The organism is Polymorphobacter sp. PAMC 29334, assembly GCF_019431245.1.
GTDB lineage: Bacteria > Pseudomonadota > Alphaproteobacteria > Sphingomonadales > Sphingomonadaceae > Polymorphobacter_B > Polymorphobacter_B megasporae.
This window is the reverse complement of sequence record NZ_CP080243.1, coordinates 3,579,254-3,594,664: the sequence shown is the minus strand read 5'-3', so window position 1 is coordinate 3,594,664 and position 15,411 is coordinate 3,579,254. Positions and strand designations below refer to the sequence as shown.

Below are 15,411 nucleotides of genomic sequence, written 5' to 3'. Positions count from 1 at the left end.
GCGCAGGGCCAGAGGTGTAGGACAGCGCTTATCCGGCGGGGGGCGGCGTCCGGTACGTCGTTTCCCAACTGCCGCCAAGCGCGCGGATCAGGCTGACCGATGTCGCCTGCTGGTTGGCCACTGCAGTGACGAGCGTCCGCCGTGCGGTCAGCGCGGTCGCCTGGACAGTCACGACGGTGGTGTAGTCGACCTGCCCGGCGAGGTACTGGTTGAGCGTCAGTTTCTCGGTCTCGTCGGCCGCCGCCGATGCCGCCTGCCGTAGTGTCGTGGTCACCGCCAGCTGGCGTGCGCCGATCAATTGGTCCTCGGTATCCTGCAGCGCCGACAGGACGGTCTGGCGGTAGGTCGCAACTGACTCGCGCCACGTCGCCCGCGCCGCCGCAACCTGCCCGCGGATCAGCCCGCCGTCGAACACCGTCTGCGCCAGCGATGCGCCGAGCGACCACAGGAAGGCGCTGCCGTTGAACAGGCTGCCGATCGACGTCGCCGACTGGCCGACCGACCCGGTCAGCGTCAGGTTCGGGTAGAAGGCCGCGACCGCGATACCGATACCGGCATTGGCAGCGGCGACCCGGCGCTCGGCCCCCGCGATGTCGGGGCGCCGCTGGAGCAGGGTCGACGGGACTTCCGCCGGAACCGCGGGGACGACCGGGGCCCACGCCGCATGCTGGATGACGAAGGTCGCCGGTGCCTCGCCGGTCAGCACCGCGATCGCATGTTCGAGGACGCCACGCTGGCGGACGAGTTCGGCGAGGTCGCCGCGCGTGCTCGCCACCTGCGTCTGCGCCTGGAGCAGATCGGTCTTCGCCGACACGCCCGCGTTATAGCGGTTGAGCGTGATCTGGAGCGCGCGGTCGTACGACTTGCCGGTGTCGACGGTAAGGTCGATCTGGGCGTCGAGCGACCGCATCTGGAGATAGTCGGTCGCCAGCGTCGATTGCGCCGACAGCCGCGCCGCGGCGAGGTCGGCGGTGGTTGCGGCGGCGTTGCCCTTTGCCTGCTCGACCGACCGGCGGACGCGGCCCCACAGGTCGGGTTCCCAGCTGGCGCCGCCGGTCAGCCGGTAGCGCGCGCCGCTGCCGGTCGAGCCGACCGTCGAGCTGCCCGTGCTGCCGGTGCCGCTTCCCGTCCCGGTGTCGCCCGTGCCGGTCGTCGTGCTGACCCCGCCGCCGCTGGTGATGATCGTGCCATTGCTGCCGCCGCCGCCCGACTTGGTCACCGCCGGGGTGATGTCAAGCGTCGGGAAATAGCCCGCACGCGCCTCACGGACGAGCGCCTGCGACTGCTCGACCGCCGCCACCGCTGCCGCGACATTCTGGTTCGACACCTCGATCCGCGCGCACAAGTCGTTGAGGACGGGGTCGTTGAACACCGTCCACCATGGCCCCTTGTCGAGCAGGTCGCCCGGCGCGGCGGTCGTCCAGCCGGCGGCTTCCTTGAATGCCGGCGGGGTCAGGTCGGTCGGCCGCTTGTAGTTCGGCCCGACGGTGCACGACGCGAGCAACGCAGCGGTCAGGGCAATGGGCAGGACACGCTTCATGCGAACTCCGGGTGCAGTCGCGCCGCCGCGCGCTCTTGAGGCGAACGGTGGCGGAAGCGGTCGAGTGCGAGATAGACGACCGGGGTGGTGAGCAGCGTCAGCACCTGGCTGACGAGCAAGCCGCCGATGATCGCGATACCGAGCGGGTGGCGGAGCTCGGCACCCTCGCCCCACCCGATCGCCAGCGGCACCGCGCCGAGGACCGCCGCGAGCGTCGTCATGACGATCGGGCGGAAGCGCAGCAGTGATGCGCGGGTGATCGCCTCGCGCGGCGACAGCCCCTGTTCACGCTCGGCGGCGAGAGCGAAGTCGATGATCAGGATGGCGTTCTTCTTGACGATGCCGATCAGCAGGACGACGCCGATCAGCGCGATGATCGAGAATTCGGTGCCGCTTGCGAGCAATGCGATGACCGCCCCGACACCTGCCGACGGCAATGTCGACAGCACCGTCAGTGGGTGGATCAGGCTTTCGTACAGCATCCCCAGCACGATGTAGATCACGACGATCGCCGAAAGGATCAACAGCGGGGTCGACTTGAGCGAGTCCTGGAACGCCTTCGCGGTCCCGGCGAAGCTGCCGTGGACGTCGGCTGGGGCGCGGACCTGTGCGAGCGCGTCGGCGATCACCGGGGTCGCATCGGACAGCGACTTGCCGGGCGCGAGGTTGAACGAGATCGTCGCGGCGGGCGATCCCGCCTGGTGATTGATCGACGACGCCGTCCCGCGGGTGTCGTAGTGGCTGAACGCGGCGAGCGGGATCATTGTCGACGCCACCGCCGACAGCGCGCTGCCCGACGCCTGGACATCGCCGTTCGACCCGGCGGCGGGAGCGGCGGCGTTCTGCGCGGTCGTTGCGGTCGCGCCGATGATGCTGCCCGCCGCGACTGCGCTCGTCCCGCCGCCGCGCGCCGCCGCCTGCGGGGCGTTCGCGGGGACGTAGATATTCGCCAGCGCATCGGGGTTGAGGCGGAACGGGGCCGCCGCCTCCATGATCACTTTGTACTGGTTGAGGTCGCTGTAGATCGTCGACACGCCGCGCTGCCCAAAGGCGTCGTACAGGATATTGTCGACGTCGCGCGCGGTCGTTCCCAGTCGCGCGGCGCGGTCGCGGTCGACCGTGAGGAACGTCTCCACCCCGTTCTGCTGGGTGTCGGCGTCGATGTCGGTCAGCACGTTGCTGCGCTTGAGGATCGCGACCATCTTGTCGGCATAGCCCGGCAGCGTGTCGGCATCATCGCCCGACAGCGTGTACTGGTAGGTCGCATTGCCCTGCCGCCCGCCGACGCGGACGTCCTGGACCGGCGAGAGGAACAGCGCCGCGCCGGTGACGCGCGCGAGCTTCGGGCGCAGCCGGGCGATGACCGCATTACTGCCGCTGCTGCGCTCGCCCTTGGGCTTCAATTGGGCGAAGGCGAAACCGCCGCCGCCGCCACGGCTGCCGCCGCCGCCGGTGAAGCCGACGACGGTCGCGATATCGGGATCGTGCGCGACGATCGTCGTCAGCTGGGTCAGCTTTGCGGCGGAGACGGCGAACGACGAGCGCTGGTCGAGCCGGACGCCGCCGTTCAACGAGCCGGTGTCCTGCTCGGGGAAGAAGCCCTTGGGGATCGCCGCCCACAGATAGACGTTGATTCCGATCGTCGCGACGAGGATCAGCAGGATCAGCGCGGCATTGTCGAGCGCCCAGTCGAGCGCCTTGGCGTATCCCCTGATCGTTCGGTCGAATCCGCCCTCGATCACGCGCGCAAACCGTCCCGGCGTCTCGTCGGACTTGTCCTTGAGCAGCAACGCGCAGATCATCGGCGTCGTCGTCAGCGAGATGACGAGCGAGATCATCACCGACGCCGACAGCGTGATCGCGAATTCGCGGAACAGCCGTCCGACGATCCCGCCCATGAACAGCAAGGGGATGAACACCGCGACGAGGCTGATCGAGATCGACAGGACAGTGAAGCCGACCTCCTTCGCGCCCGTCAGCGCCGCCTCCATCCGCGGCATCCCGTCCTCAATGTGGCGGACGATGTTCTCGAGCACGACGATCGCATCGTCGACGACGAAGCCGGTGGCGACGGTCAGCGCCATCAGCGACAGGTTGTTGAGGCTGAACCCCAGCAGATACATCACGCCAAGCGTTCCGAGCAGCGACACCACGACCGCGACCGCGGGCACCACCGTCGCGCGCCACGACCGCAGGAACACGCTGACGACGAGCACCACGAGCAACGTCGCGATCAGCAGCGTGACCTCGACGTCGCGCAGGCTTGCGCGGATCGTCGTCGTGCGGTCGGACGCGATCGCCATGTCGATGTCGGCAGGCAGCCCGGCGCGGAGCCCGGGGAGCTGCGCCTTGACCGCCTCGACCGCGGCGATGATGTTCGCGCCCGGCTGGCGGCTGATGATCGCGACGACCGCTGGCTTGCCGTTGAACAGGCCGATTGTCCGCGCATCCTCGGGGCCGTCGGTAACCTCGGCGACATCGCTCAACCGGACCGCCGCGCCGTTGCGATAGGCGATGATCAGCGGACGATAATCGGCGGCGGCGCGGCGCGCGGCGCTGGTGTAGATCTGGAAGCGCTGCCCGCCCGCGTCGACTGTCCCCTTCGGCCGGTTGGGATTGGTCGCGGCGATCGCGGCGCGGACGTCCTCGAGGCTGAGGCCGAGGTGTGCCAGCGCGAGCGGATTGACGTCAATCCGGACCGACGGCAGCGAGCCGCCGCCGATCTGGACCTCGCCGACGCCGTCGACCTGGCTCAGCCGCTGCTGGACGATGTTCGACACCGCATCGTAAATCTGGAAGGCGCTGCGCGTTTTCGACGTCAGCGCGAGGATCATGATCGGCGCATCGGCGGCGTTGATCTTGCGGTACGTCGGGTTCGACCTGAGCGTCGCCGGCAAGTCGACCCGCGACGCCGCGATCGCCGCCTGGACGTCGCGCGCCGCGCCGTTGATGTCGCGGTCGAGGTTGAACTGGAGGGTGATCCGCGTCGATCCGGTGCCTGACTGGCTGGTCATCTCCGAAACGTCGGCGATCGTGCCCAGGCGGCGTTCGAGCGGGGTCGCGACCGACGACGCCATCGTCGCCGGCGACGCGCCCGACAGACTGGCGTTGATCGAGATCGTCGGGAAGTCGACCTGGGGCAGCGGCGACACCGGCAGGACGAAATACGCGGCGATTCCCGACAGCGCGATGCCAATCGTCAGCAGGATCGTCGCGATCGGACGCCTGACAAAAGGCGACGACAGGCTCATTCGGCGTAGACGGGGGCGGCGGGGACCTTGGCAGGCCTCGTCGTGATCCGGCTATGCGGTCCGCCCTTGCGCCGTCCGGTCGCGAGCCGGTCGAACGCGAGGTAGATCACCGGCGTCGTGAACAGGGTCAGCATCTGGCTGACGATCAGCCCGCCGAAGATCGCTTGGCCGAGCGGGCGCCGCAGCTCCGACCCTTCGCCCCAGCCGACCATCAGCGGAACGGCGGCGAACAGCGCGGCAAGCGTCGTCATCAGGATCGGGCGGAAGCGCAGCAGCGCCGCCTGGTGGATCGCATCGCGCGAACTCATGCCCCCCTCGCGCTCGGCGGACAGCGCGAAGTCGATCATCATGATCGCGTTCTTCTTGACGATTCCGATCAGCAGCACGATCCCGATGATGCCGATCACGCCGAGGTCGTTCCCGGTGACGATCAGCATCAGCAGCGCGCCGATCCCCGCCGACGGCAATGTCGACAGGATCGTCAGCGGATGAATGTAGCTCTCGTAGAGCACGCCGAGGACGATATAGACCGTCACCACCGCCGCGAGGATCAGCCACAGCTGGTTCGACAGCGACGAGCGGAATGCGTCCGCCGCGCCGAGGAAGGTCAGCGAGACCGATGCCGGCATGTTGATCGCCGTCGCCGCGGTCTGAACCGACTTGACCGCGGTCCCTAGGCTGACGCCCGGCGCAGGATCGAAGCCGATCGTCGACGCCGGGAACTGTGCGACGTGGGTGATCGCCAGCGGTACCTGCCGCGCGCCGATCCGCGCGATCGCGGCGAGCGGGACCGCCTTACCGGTCGACGACTGGAGCTGGAGCCGCCCGATCCCATCAACCCCGGTAAGCTCGCCGGGCATCGCCTCGAGGATGACGCGATACTGGTTCGACTGGGTGAAGATCGTCGAGATGATCCGCTGGCCGAACGCGTTGTACAGCGCGTCGTCGACCGCGCTCGCGGTGATGCCGAGCCGCGCGGCGGTGTCGCGGTCGATGTCGACATATGCCGACAGGCCCTCGCTCTGGACGTCGGACACGACCGCGCCGAGCTTCGGGCTCGTCCGCATCTGCTCGCTGAGCTTCTCCGACCACGTCGCGACGTCGGCGGTGGTCGCTCCGGTCAGGCTGACGCGATACTCGGTCGGCCCGGTCTCGGCGTCGATCGACAGGTCCTGCACCGGCTGGAACCACACCGTCGTCCCCGCGACGTGCGACGCGCGGTCGCGCAGCCGCGCGATGACGGTATCGAGGCTGCCGTCGCGGTCGCCCTTGTCGCGCAGGTTGATCAGCAGCCGCCCGCTGTTCTGCGTCGCGTTGGTCCCGTCGACGCCGAGATACGAACTGAGGCTGAGGACCGCCGGATCGGCGGCGAGCGCGCGCGCGACATTGTTCTGGAGGACGCCCGCGCGGTCGTAGGCGACGCTCTGCGACATCCGCACGACCGCCTGGACCTGCCCGGTATCCTGCACCGGAAACAGCCCCTTGGGGATGACGATGTAGAGGATCACCGTCAGGACCAGCGTGCCGACGAAGATCAGCAGCGTCAGCCCGCTGCGGTTGAGCACCCACGTCAGCGCGCCGTCGTAACGGTGGACGACGCGGTCGAACAACGCCTGCGTCCGCCGGGCGAAACCGCTGTCGCTCGAATGCGACTTGAGCAGCCGCGCCGACATCATCGGCACGAGGGTCAGCGCGACGATCGCCGAGATGACGATCGTCACCGCCAGAGCGACGGCGAACTCGCGGAACAGCCGCCCGACGACGTCGCCCATGAACAGCAGCGGGATCAGGACCGCGATGAGCGAGACGGTCAGCGAGATGATGGTGAAGCCGATCTCGGCGGCACCGCGAACCGCAGCGGCGAACGGCTTCATCCCCTCCTCGATGTGGCGGCTGATGTTCTCGATGACGACGATCGCATCGTCGACGACGAAACCGGTCGCGATCGTCAGCGACATCAGCGTCAGGTTGTTGAGTGAATAGCCGAGCAGGTACATCACCCCGCAGGTGCCGATCAGCGAGATCGGCATCGCGATCGAGGCGATGATCGTCGCCGGGATCGATCCGAGGAAGGCGAAGATCACCAGCACGACGAGCGCGACCGAGAACAGCAGTTCGAACTCGACGTCGCGGACCGACGAGCGGATGCCGGTGGTGCGGTCGGCGAGGGTTCGCACCTCGATGTCGGGTGGCATCCCGGCGCGCAGTTCGGGGAGGATGGCGTTGATCGCGTCGACGGTCTTGATGACGTTCGCGCCGGGCTGGCGGCGGACGTCGAGGATGATCGCCGGTTCGGTGCCGACGAACGCGCCGAGCTTGGAATTCTCGGCCCCGTCGATCACCGTCGCGACGTCGCGCAGCCGGATCGGCGCGCTGTTGCGGTAGGCGACGATCAGGTTGCGATACTCGTCGGCGGTCGACAACTGGTCGTTGGCGTCGATCGTGAACGCCTGTGCATTGCCGTCGAAACTGCCTTTCGCCCCGTTGGCATTGGCGGCGGCGATCGCGGTGCGCAGCGTGTCGAAGGCGATGCCGAACGATGCGAGCAGCTGCGTGTTCGCCTGGATGCGGACGGCGGGGCGCGCGCCGCCCGACAGGCTGACCTGGCCGACGCCCGCAACCTGCGAGATTTTCTGCGCAAGCTCCTGGTCGACAACGTTCTGCACCGCGGTCAGCGGGCGGGTCTTCGACGTCACCGCGAGCGTCAGGACCGGCGCGTCGGCGGGGTTGACCTTGGCATAGACCGGCGGCGCGGGGAGATCGGCGGGCAGCAGCGAGGTCGCCGCGTTGATCGCCGCCTGGACCTCCTGCTCGGCGACATCGAGCGGCAGGCCGAGATTGAACTGGAGCGTCTCGACCGAGGTGCCGCCCGAGCTGACCGACGACAGCCGCTTGAGCCCCTCCATCTGGCCGAACTGGCGTTCGAGCGGAGCGGTGACGGTCGCCGCCATGACTTCGGGCGACGCGCCGGGATAGCCGGTCGTCACCTGGATCGTCGGGAAGTCGACCTGCGGCAGCGCGGCGAGCGGGAGCAGCTTGAAGCCGACCCCGCCCGCCAAGACGATCGCGATCATCAGCAGCGCGGTCGCGACCGGGCGCGATATAAATGGCCGCGACGGGCTGGCGCGCCCGATGTCTTCGGCCGGGACCGCGACCGGCGGGGCTGCGTCAGCCATCGGGCTGGGCGGCGTGACGGTGGCGATGGCCGCCGCTGCTCGCTCCAGCGGCGTCGCCGCCTGCGGCACCCGGTCCGCCACGGCCGTGCGCGCCGGGCAGCATGACCGCGCCGCCGTCCTTGAGCTTGTCGGCACCTTCGGTCACGACGACCGTCCCGGCGGCGATGCCGCTGGTAATGCTGACATTGTCGCCCGACGTCGGGCCGAGCGTCACCGGGGTCAACTTCGCCTTCGATCCGGGACCGACGACAAAGACGAAGTTACCTTGCGGGCCGTTGCGCACCGCGGTCGCCGGGATCGTCACCGCGCCCTTGACCGTGTCGAGAAGCAACCGTGCATTGACGAACTGGTTGGGGAACAGCGCGCCGTCGGTATTGGTGAACCGCGCCTTCGCCCTGACCGTGCCGGTGGTCGTGTCGATCTGGTTGTCGAGCGTCGAGAACATCCCCTGCGCGACGACCGCGCCGCCGTCGCGGTCGAGCGCGGTGACGGGCAGCGAGGCACCGGCGCGGATTCGCGCCTGCACCGCCGGAACACGGTCCTGCGGCAACGTGAACAGCACGTCGATCGGTGAGATCTGGGTGATGACGACGATGCCAGCGGTGTCGCCGGGCGAGACATAATTGCCGACGTCGACCCCACGCAAACCGGCCCGGCCCGACACCGGAGCGTTGACGCTGGTGTAGCCGAGGTTGAGCTGCGCTGCGCCGACCGCGCCCTTGTCGGTGGTGACGGTGCCGGCATATTGGCGAACGAGCGCCGCCTGCGTGTCGACCGTCTGGCTCGCGATCGAATCCTGCTTGAGCAGCGTCTGATACCGGGTGAGGTCGACCTTCGCCGCCGACAGCAAGGCCTGGTCGCGCGCCAGCGTCCCCTTCGCCTGGTCGAGCAGCTGCTGGTACGGGCGCGGATCGACTTGCGCGAGAAGCTGGCCCTTCTTGACCATCTGGCCTTCGCGGAAGTTGACGGTGAATAGCCGCCCGGCAATCTGGGTTCGCATCGTCGCGGTCACCGGCGAGGTGACCGTGCCGAGCGCGTCGATCGTGATCGGGACGTCGGTGGTGATCGCCGTCGCCGTCCCGACAGTCACCATACCGCCGCCGCCGCCGCCACGCCCGCCACGCCGACCGCCGCTCGCGGCGCCCGACCCGGGCGCACCACTCGCGCCTGGCGGTCCGCTCGCCCCGCCCGACTTGGCGTTGCTCGCGAGATACCAGGCGACAAGGCAACCGAAGGCGATTGCGATGAGCACGACGATCGTGCTCAACCACCGCCGCCGTGGGCGTTCGACGATTACTTCCGGCTCGTACGGCCCGGGGTCGGCGTCACTCATCACTGCTCATCCATTGCGCGCCGCAGCAACGCCATACGGCAGCGCGGATGGCAATCCCCCGGAGATGGTTTACGCGCCCAGCCGCGCAGTCATGCGATGAGCTTGTCGATCGTGATCGGGAGTTCGCGAATACGCTGGCCGGTCGCATGATAGACCGCGTTGGCCACCGCCGCATTCGTGCCGACGTTGCCAAGCTCGCCAAGCCCCTTCGCACCCATCGGCACCTGATCGTCGACCTCTGGGACGAGGATGACCTCGACCGAGCGGATGTCGGCGTTCACCGGGATCAGATACTCGGCGATATTGTCGTTGACGTAGCGAGCGCGCTTCTCGTCGATCTCGGTCGCCTCGTGAAGCGCCGACGACACGCCCCAGATCAAGCCGCCCATCAACTGCGAGCGCGCGGTCCGAGGGTTCATGATGCGCCCGCCGGCAAACGCGCCGGTGATGCGCGGAACGCGGATTTCCTTCGTCCGCGAATGAATGTGGACCTCGACGAATTCGGCACCGTACGCATATGCGAGGATCGGTGTCGGCGAGTCGCTGCCGCCCGCCATGTGACCTTCGTACAATTTGGCAACGCCGCCGCTCGTCTTCGGCGGGGCCCATTCGGCGTACTCCTCGACGACGCCGGTGTTCATTTTCTTGAACGCTGCTGCCAGCGCATCGCCCGTCGGCAGGCGGTTGCCGAACTTGGCGATGACCTTGTCGCACGCCGCCTTGACCGCCGACCCGGCGCTCGCGGTTGTCATCGATCCGCCCGCGACCGGTCCGGGGGGCAGGCGCGAGTCGCCCATCTCGACATTCACCTGCGACAGCGGGATGTCGAACGCCTCGGCGACGACCTGACCCATGATCGTCGTCGCGCCGGTACCGACGTCGTGCGCCGCGATCTGGACGCGGGCGTGACCGTCGGGTGACAGACGGACGCGCGCGGTCGCGGGCATCGTGTTCGCCGGATAGCAGGTCGACGCACAGCCATAACCGACGAGCCAGTCACCATTGCGCATCGACCCGACCTTGGGGTTGCGCTTCGACCAGCCGAATGCCTCGCTCGCGGCGTCGAAGCACTCGACGAGGTGGCGCGAGGTAAATCTGTCGCCGCTGACCGGGCTCTTCATCGTGTCGTTGATCTGGCGGAACTCGACGGGGTCGATCCCACATTTCTCCGCCATCTCGTCGATCGCGCATTCGAGCGCGAACATGTACGGCACCTCCGGCGGTGAGCGCATGAACCCCGGGGTCGAGCGATCGGCGCGGACGATGTGCACCTTCGATGTGACGTTCGGGATCGCGTACATCTGCGTCGTCGCCTCGGTCCCGCCGACTTTATAGTCGTCGGTCCGGCTGGTCAGCTCCCACCCATCGTGGCTCAGCGCGGTGAGCTTTCCCGACTTGTCGGCCCCAAGCTTAATCGCGTGGCGGGTTTCGGCGCGGTAGGTCGACACGGTGAACCCCTGGGTTCGCGTCGCGACGAACTTGACCGGGCGGTGGATCGCCCGCGCCACGGCGGCGATGATCCCGGTGCGCGGGGTCATCATCCCCTTCGATCCGAAGGCACCGCCGACGAATGGCGCGATCACGGTTACCTTCGCGGGATCGACATCGAGCTGCTTCGCGACGCCGTTCTTGAGGCCCCAGACGAACTGGCTCGGCTCGTAGATCGTCAGCTCGTCGCCGTGCCAGACCGCGGTCGTGGTGAACAATTCAATCGGGTTGTGGTGCTGGGTCGGCGTCGTATAGCCCGCCTCGATCTTGACCTCGGCGCTGTCCCACGCCTTGTCGAAATCACCGGCCGTCTTGTCCTTCCAGCCCTTGGCGACCTTCGCCGCATCGACCGTCTCGGTGCCGCGGCTTTCGAGGCTCGCCGACGGGTCGCCCGGGGCGTAGTCGACGACGATGCGGTGCGCCGCGTCGCGGGCGACCTCATAGGTCTCGGCGACGACGACGCCGATGATCTGCCCGGCGAATTTGACCTCGGCCGAGCCGAGCGGATCGAAGCCCGTCGTGACGTAGCCGCCCTCGGCGAAGAACCCTGCGTCTTCACGCTTGGGCGCATTCTCGTGGGTGAAGATTTCGACCACCCCGGGCATCGCCTTGGCCGCCTTGAGGTCGAAACCGCGAATCTTGCCGTTCGCGATCGCACTCGTCACGAGATAGGCGAACGCCGGGTTCGACACCGGGAAATCCGATGCGTACTGCGTCGCGCCGGTGACCTTTTCGCGGCCTTCGATGCGCGCATCGGCCTTGCCCATGTTCTTGCCGGGGACCGGCACGGGAGCGGTGTAATCGGCCATCGTCAGAGCTCCATCGCCTGGGTGGTCAGCAGCGCCCGGACGAGCGTCGCCTTGCCGAGCGGCACCTTATAGGCATTGTGTTCATGGGTTTTGGCACCGGCGAACGCAGCGTCGGCAGCCTTGTGCGCAGCCGCTTCGTCGAGCGGCTTGCCTGCGAGCAAAGCCTCGGCTTCGGCGGCGCGCCAAGGGACCGTCGCGACACCGCCGAGCGCGATCCGCGCTGACCGCACCATCGTCCCGTCCATGTCGAGTGCGACTGCGACGCTCGCGAGTGCGAAGGCATAGCTCTCGCGGTCACGGACCTTGATGTACGCCGACCGCCGCGTCCACGGACCAGCAGGGACGACGTAAGCGGTAATCATCTCACCGGGGGCGAGGCTCGTCTCGATGTGCGGGGTCGACCCCGGCAGGCGGTGGAGATCGGCGAAGCGGATCGATCGCGCGCCACCGGCACCAAGCACCTCGACCGTTGCATCGAGCGCGATCAGCGCCTGCGCAAAATCGCCCGGATAGCTCGCGATGCAGTGCTCGCTGGTGCCGAGGACTGCGTGAAGCCGGTTGAACCCGTCGATCGCGGCGCAGCCCGACCCGGGGTTGCGCTTGTTGCACTGCTCATAGCTCGGGTCGCGAAAGTACGAACAGCGCGTCCGCTGGAGCGCGTTACCGCCGAGCCGTGCCATGTTGCGAAGCTGCTGACTCGCTGCCAATCCGAGCGACTGCGCGATCACCGGATAGTCGGTGACCACGGCATGATCCTCGGCGGCGTCGCTCATCCGGACCAGCGCCCCGAGGCGGAGTTCGGTCGCCGAAGCCTCGATATTTCCGTAGCGCGCGGTCGCCAGCGGGGTAATGTCGATGACCGCGTCGGGACGCATTACATCGAGCTTCATCAGGTCGAGAAGCGTCGTGCCGCCGCCCATCAACTGGACAGGGGCGCGGACGTGTGCGTCGGCGGGAACAGTCGCCTGGCGGACCGCTTCGGGGGCGTCGGTGGCCAGTGAATACATGAACGGACGCATCGGCTCAGCCCCTCTTCATCTGCGGAGCGGCCTGCTCGATCGCCGCGACGATATTGGGATAAGCGGCGCAGCGGCACAGGTTGCCCGACATTGCCTCGCGGATCATGTTGGCGTCCTTCGCGTGACCGTCGTGGACGATTGCGACCGCCGACATGATCTGGCCGGGGGTGCAATAGCCGCACTGGAATGCGTCATTGTCGACGAACGCCGTTTGCATCGGATGAAGCGTGCCGTCGGCGGCCGCCAGTCCCTCGATTGTCGTGACGTCGCGACCCTGCGCGGCGACCGCGAGCGTCAGGCACGACAGCGACGCGCGGCCGTCGAGGTGGACGGTGCACGCGCCGCACTGGCCCTGGTCGCAACCCTTCTTCGCGCCGGTCAGCCCGAGCCGCTCGCGCAGCGTGTCGAGCAAAGTCATCCGCGGGTCGACCGTCAGGCGATGATCGCCGCCATTGATCCGCAAGGTGATCGACACCCCGGTTTCGGCTTTTGCCGCCAATGCTTGGTCCATTTTCCGCCCTTCGATTTTAGCGCTCGCCGCGAGCGGCACCGCCGCCGCCAAGATCGTGCCGCTGGCGAGAAACGTACGGCGGTCGAAATCGCCGGTGCCGTTCGTCATGTTTTGATCTCGCGTGCGGGTTGAGCCCGTCAAACCACCGCGCCGCGAGAAGGTTTCAAGCCGCGGGCGCTGTCTCAGCGGCGGTTGCGTGGGTGTCATGAAGCCGGGTCAGATCGATATGGATCGTCCCGTCGTCGCGATTTTCCAGAATGTCGACGAATTCATGCTCATAGCGGATGTCGTCGCGCGAATACATGCGTGCGCCGAAGGTCTGGCTGCTGAGCAGCGTGTCGAGCCCGCTGACAGTGACCATCAGCCGCAGGGTTTGATCGGGGTCGTCGAGGATCGGCTTCAGCGGGCTGGAGTCGTCGATGACGTGGACCAGCGTCCACGCGATCGCCATCATCGCATTGCGATGGTTCATCAGCGGTAGGTCGACGAAGCGGCGGTAGATCTTTCCGTTCGGCAGGATGACTGTCTCAAGCACCTGGAATTGCGCCGTCGCACCGGCGATCGGTCGCGCACGCATTCCGGCGAGGCGGAGCATCGCCACCCGGCGGTCGCCGATCGTCGTGATGACAATCGGGTTGCTGAAGACGAGACTGTCGCGCGGCCGGGCGAAGCGAGCGAAGATCAGCCCGGTGATCGTCGCAGTCAGGAACATCCCGGTGAGAATCTCGACGACCGCGATGGCATGACCGAGATGGGTCGCCGGGGCCATCTCACCATAGCCCACCGTCGCCAGCGTCTCGACCGAAAAGTAAAACCCATCGGCGAGCGAGCCCGGGGCGGCATTGCTGATCGCGCCGGGCAGGCTGGCATAAAGCGCGCCGAAGCCAAGATTGACGAGGAGGAAGAAGCTCGCCGCGACCGCGATGAACGCCGGCCACGTCAGCTCCATCAGCTCGTAGTAAAAGTCGCCCGCGCCCCACGGCGCGCCGTGCCTGATTGCGACGTTCCCCCCAAGGCTGACCCGCTGCTGCCGGACAGGTCTGCGGGGGAGCGGCATGCGCGGATCGGCCGAAGATCGGAACCGGCGCTATGAGCGGCCGGTGTCCTTGACCTCGATGTCGGGGCGATCGTCGCCTTGCGCGGTTTCCTCATGCCAGCGGCCGTCGGCATCCTCGAAGCTGATAACCTCGGTCTCGCCGCTCAGGCCGTGCTCGGTCGCCGCTGCCTTGGCCGCCGCGGTCGCATCCTCGTGGGTGCGATAGGTTTCGGTGAAGACGTCGCCGACCTTGTAGGTCCAGCCGCCGTCGTGCTCGACGACCTCATAGGCGATGCGTGTCATGGTCATGGTCCTTCGTCGGGACGCCCGGGCGTTTGCCGAGAGCGCATGGGGGTATCATCGGCGTTCAGGCGATGTTCGGCAACTGTGCGCGTGGATGTGCGGCGTGCTGGCCGAGGACTTCATAGAGCAGGACGGCGGTCGCGACCGCGACGTTGAGACTGTCGGCCTTGCCCAGCATCGGCAGTTTGACGAGCGCATCGCATTGATTCGCATAGCTTTCCGGCAAACCCGCCTGCTCGTTGCCCATCAGCACGAAGGTCGGGGCAGGGTAGGTGACGCTCCGGTAATCGACCGCCCCGGTCAGCGCCGCCCCGGCGACGAAACCGCCCGGTTTGCTGCGTAACCAGTTGAAAAAGGTGGGTCCATCGGTGATCGTCAGGCTCTGGGTAAAGATCGCCCCCATCGACGCCCGCACCGCCTCGGTGCTGTACGGGTCGCATGATTCGTCGAGCAGGATGACGCCGCCCGCCCCGACGGCATCGCCGGTGCGCAGGATCGTGCCGAGGTTGCCGGGGTCCTTAAGCGACTGACAAACAATCCAGATTTTTGCTGTGGACCGGTCGAGACGGGCGAGTGGGGTCGGGTTCTGCCGGAATACCCCGACCACCGCCTGCGGATTATCCTTGCCAGTCAGCTTGCCGAGGATGTCGGCATTAGTCTCGATCGCCGACCCGCCGCCGCCCTCGGTCGCCGCGACGAGGCGTTCGACGAGCGGATGCCGCGCCGATTCCGCACCGAAAACAAGGACTTCGGGAACGATCCCGGCTTCGAGTGCCTCGGCGACGATCCGCAGTCCCTCGGCGAGGAAACGCCCATCGGCTCGGCGGAATTTCTTCTCGTGGAGCGACCGCAATCGCTTGAGGGTCGGGTTCGAAGGACTCGTCAGATGCTCGACCATGATGGCGCACCCCTACCATCGCGCGACGGAAACGCTAATATGCGCTC

Annotated in this window: 10 protein-coding genes; all 10 read right to left on the bottom strand. The window is 67.5% G+C overall.

All coding sequences use genetic code 11. The features are described 5' to 3' along the window. Window positions 1-28: 28 nt before the first annotated feature. The 10 genes from KZX46_RS20815 to KZX46_RS20770 all read right to left on the bottom strand — a co-directional run bounded on the left by KZX46_RS20815 (window position 29) and on the right by KZX46_RS20770 (window position 15,364). Window positions 29-1,540, bottom strand: coding sequence for an efflux transporter outer membrane subunit (locus tag KZX46_RS20815; RefSeq protein ID WP_219775538.1), 1,512 nt, complete (start codon window positions 1,538-1,540; stop codon window positions 29-31). Next, window positions 1,537-4,791 (bottom strand): efflux RND transporter permease subunit, encoded by a 3,255-nt coding sequence (locus KZX46_RS20810; protein ID WP_219775537.1) that lies wholly within the window; start codon window positions 4,789-4,791, stop codon window positions 1,537-1,539. The genes KZX46_RS20815 and KZX46_RS20810 overlap by 4 nt, the downstream gene beginning before the upstream one ends. Beyond that, a complete protein-coding gene (locus tag KZX46_RS20805; protein ID WP_219777129.1) occupies window positions 4,788-7,967 on the bottom strand; it encodes an efflux RND transporter permease subunit in 3,180 nt (1,059 codons plus the stop codon). Before KZX46_RS20805 ends, KZX46_RS20810 begins: the two co-directional genes overlap by 4 nt. Continuing rightward, complete coding sequence (locus KZX46_RS20800; RefSeq protein WP_219775536.1) at window positions 7,960-9,300, bottom strand: MdtA/MuxA family multidrug efflux RND transporter periplasmic adaptor subunit; 1,341 nt, start codon at window positions 9,298-9,300, stop codon at window positions 7,960-7,962. Before KZX46_RS20800 ends, KZX46_RS20805 begins: the two co-directional genes overlap by 8 nt. An 89-nt stretch (window positions 9,301-9,389) precedes the next feature. Beyond that, entirely contained in the window at window positions 9,390-11,597 is a 2,208-nt protein-coding gene (locus KZX46_RS20795; protein WP_219775535.1) for a xanthine dehydrogenase family protein molybdopterin-binding subunit, read from the bottom strand. 2 nt (window positions 11,598-11,599) lie between these two features. Continuing rightward, window positions 11,600-12,616: a xanthine dehydrogenase family protein subunit M gene (locus KZX46_RS20790; protein WP_219775534.1), complete on the bottom strand. Its 1,017-nt coding sequence runs from the start codon at window positions 12,614-12,616 to the stop codon at window positions 11,600-11,602. A 4-nt stretch (window positions 12,617-12,620) separates the two neighbouring features. Next, complete coding sequence (locus tag KZX46_RS20785; RefSeq protein ID WP_226896078.1) at window positions 12,621-13,235, bottom strand: (2Fe-2S)-binding protein; 615 nt, start codon at window positions 13,233-13,235, stop codon at window positions 12,621-12,623. 55 nt (window positions 13,236-13,290) lie between these two features. Beyond that, on the bottom strand, window positions 13,291-14,184 hold the full coding sequence (locus tag KZX46_RS20780) for an ion channel (protein WP_219775533.1): 894 nt from the start codon (window positions 14,182-14,184) through the stop codon (window positions 13,291-13,293). Between the two features lie 30 nt (window positions 14,185-14,214). Next, window positions 14,215-14,472: a DUF2188 domain-containing protein gene (locus KZX46_RS20775; protein ID WP_219775532.1), complete on the bottom strand. Its 258-nt coding sequence runs from the start codon at window positions 14,470-14,472 to the stop codon at window positions 14,215-14,217. 58 nt (window positions 14,473-14,530) lie between these two features. Next, the gene (locus KZX46_RS20770) at window positions 14,531-15,364 is read right to left on the bottom strand and encodes an RNA methyltransferase (protein ID WP_219775531.1); all 834 of its coding nucleotides are present in this window, start codon (window positions 15,362-15,364) and stop codon (window positions 14,531-14,533) included. Window positions 15,365-15,411: the final 47 nt, after the last annotated feature.

What these genes read in the sequence shown, in the direction of transcription:
- KZX46_RS20800 (WP_219775536.1), bottom strand. Translation starts at nt 9,300, where the DNA reads ATGAGTGACGCCGACCCCGGGCCGTACGAGCCGGAAGTAATCGTCGAA.
- KZX46_RS20790 (WP_219775534.1), bottom strand. Translation starts at nt 12,616, where the DNA reads ATGCGTCCGTTCATGTATTCACTGGCCACCGACGCCCCCGAAGCGGTC.
- KZX46_RS20780 (WP_219775533.1), bottom strand. Translation starts at nt 14,184, where the DNA reads ATGCCGCTCCCCCGCAGACCTGTCCGGCAGCAGCGGGTCAGCCTTGGG.
- KZX46_RS20775 (WP_219775532.1), bottom strand. Translation starts at nt 14,472, where the DNA reads ATGACCATGACACGCATCGCCTATGAGGTCGTCGAGCACGACGGCGGC.
- KZX46_RS20815 (WP_219775538.1), bottom strand. Translation starts at nt 1,540, where the DNA reads ATGAAGCGTGTCCTGCCCATTGCCCTGACCGCTGCGTTGCTCGCGTCG.
- KZX46_RS20810 (WP_219775537.1), bottom strand. Translation starts at nt 4,791, where the DNA reads ATGAGCCTGTCGTCGCCTTTTGTCAGGCGTCCGATCGCGACGATCCTG.
- KZX46_RS20785 (WP_226896078.1), bottom strand. Translation starts at nt 13,235, where the DNA reads ATGACGAACGGCACCGGCGATTTCGACCGCCGTACGTTTCTCGCCAGC.
- KZX46_RS20805 (WP_219777129.1), bottom strand. Translation starts at nt 7,967, where the DNA reads ATGGCTGACGCAGCCCCGCCGGTCGCGGTCCCGGCCGAAGACATCGGG.
- KZX46_RS20770 (WP_219775531.1), bottom strand. Translation starts at nt 15,364, where the DNA reads ATGGTCGAGCATCTGACGAGTCCTTCGAACCCGACCCTCAAGCGATTG.
- KZX46_RS20795 (WP_219775535.1), bottom strand. Translation starts at nt 11,597, where the DNA reads ATGGCCGATTACACCGCTCCCGTGCCGGTCCCCGGCAAGAACATGGGC.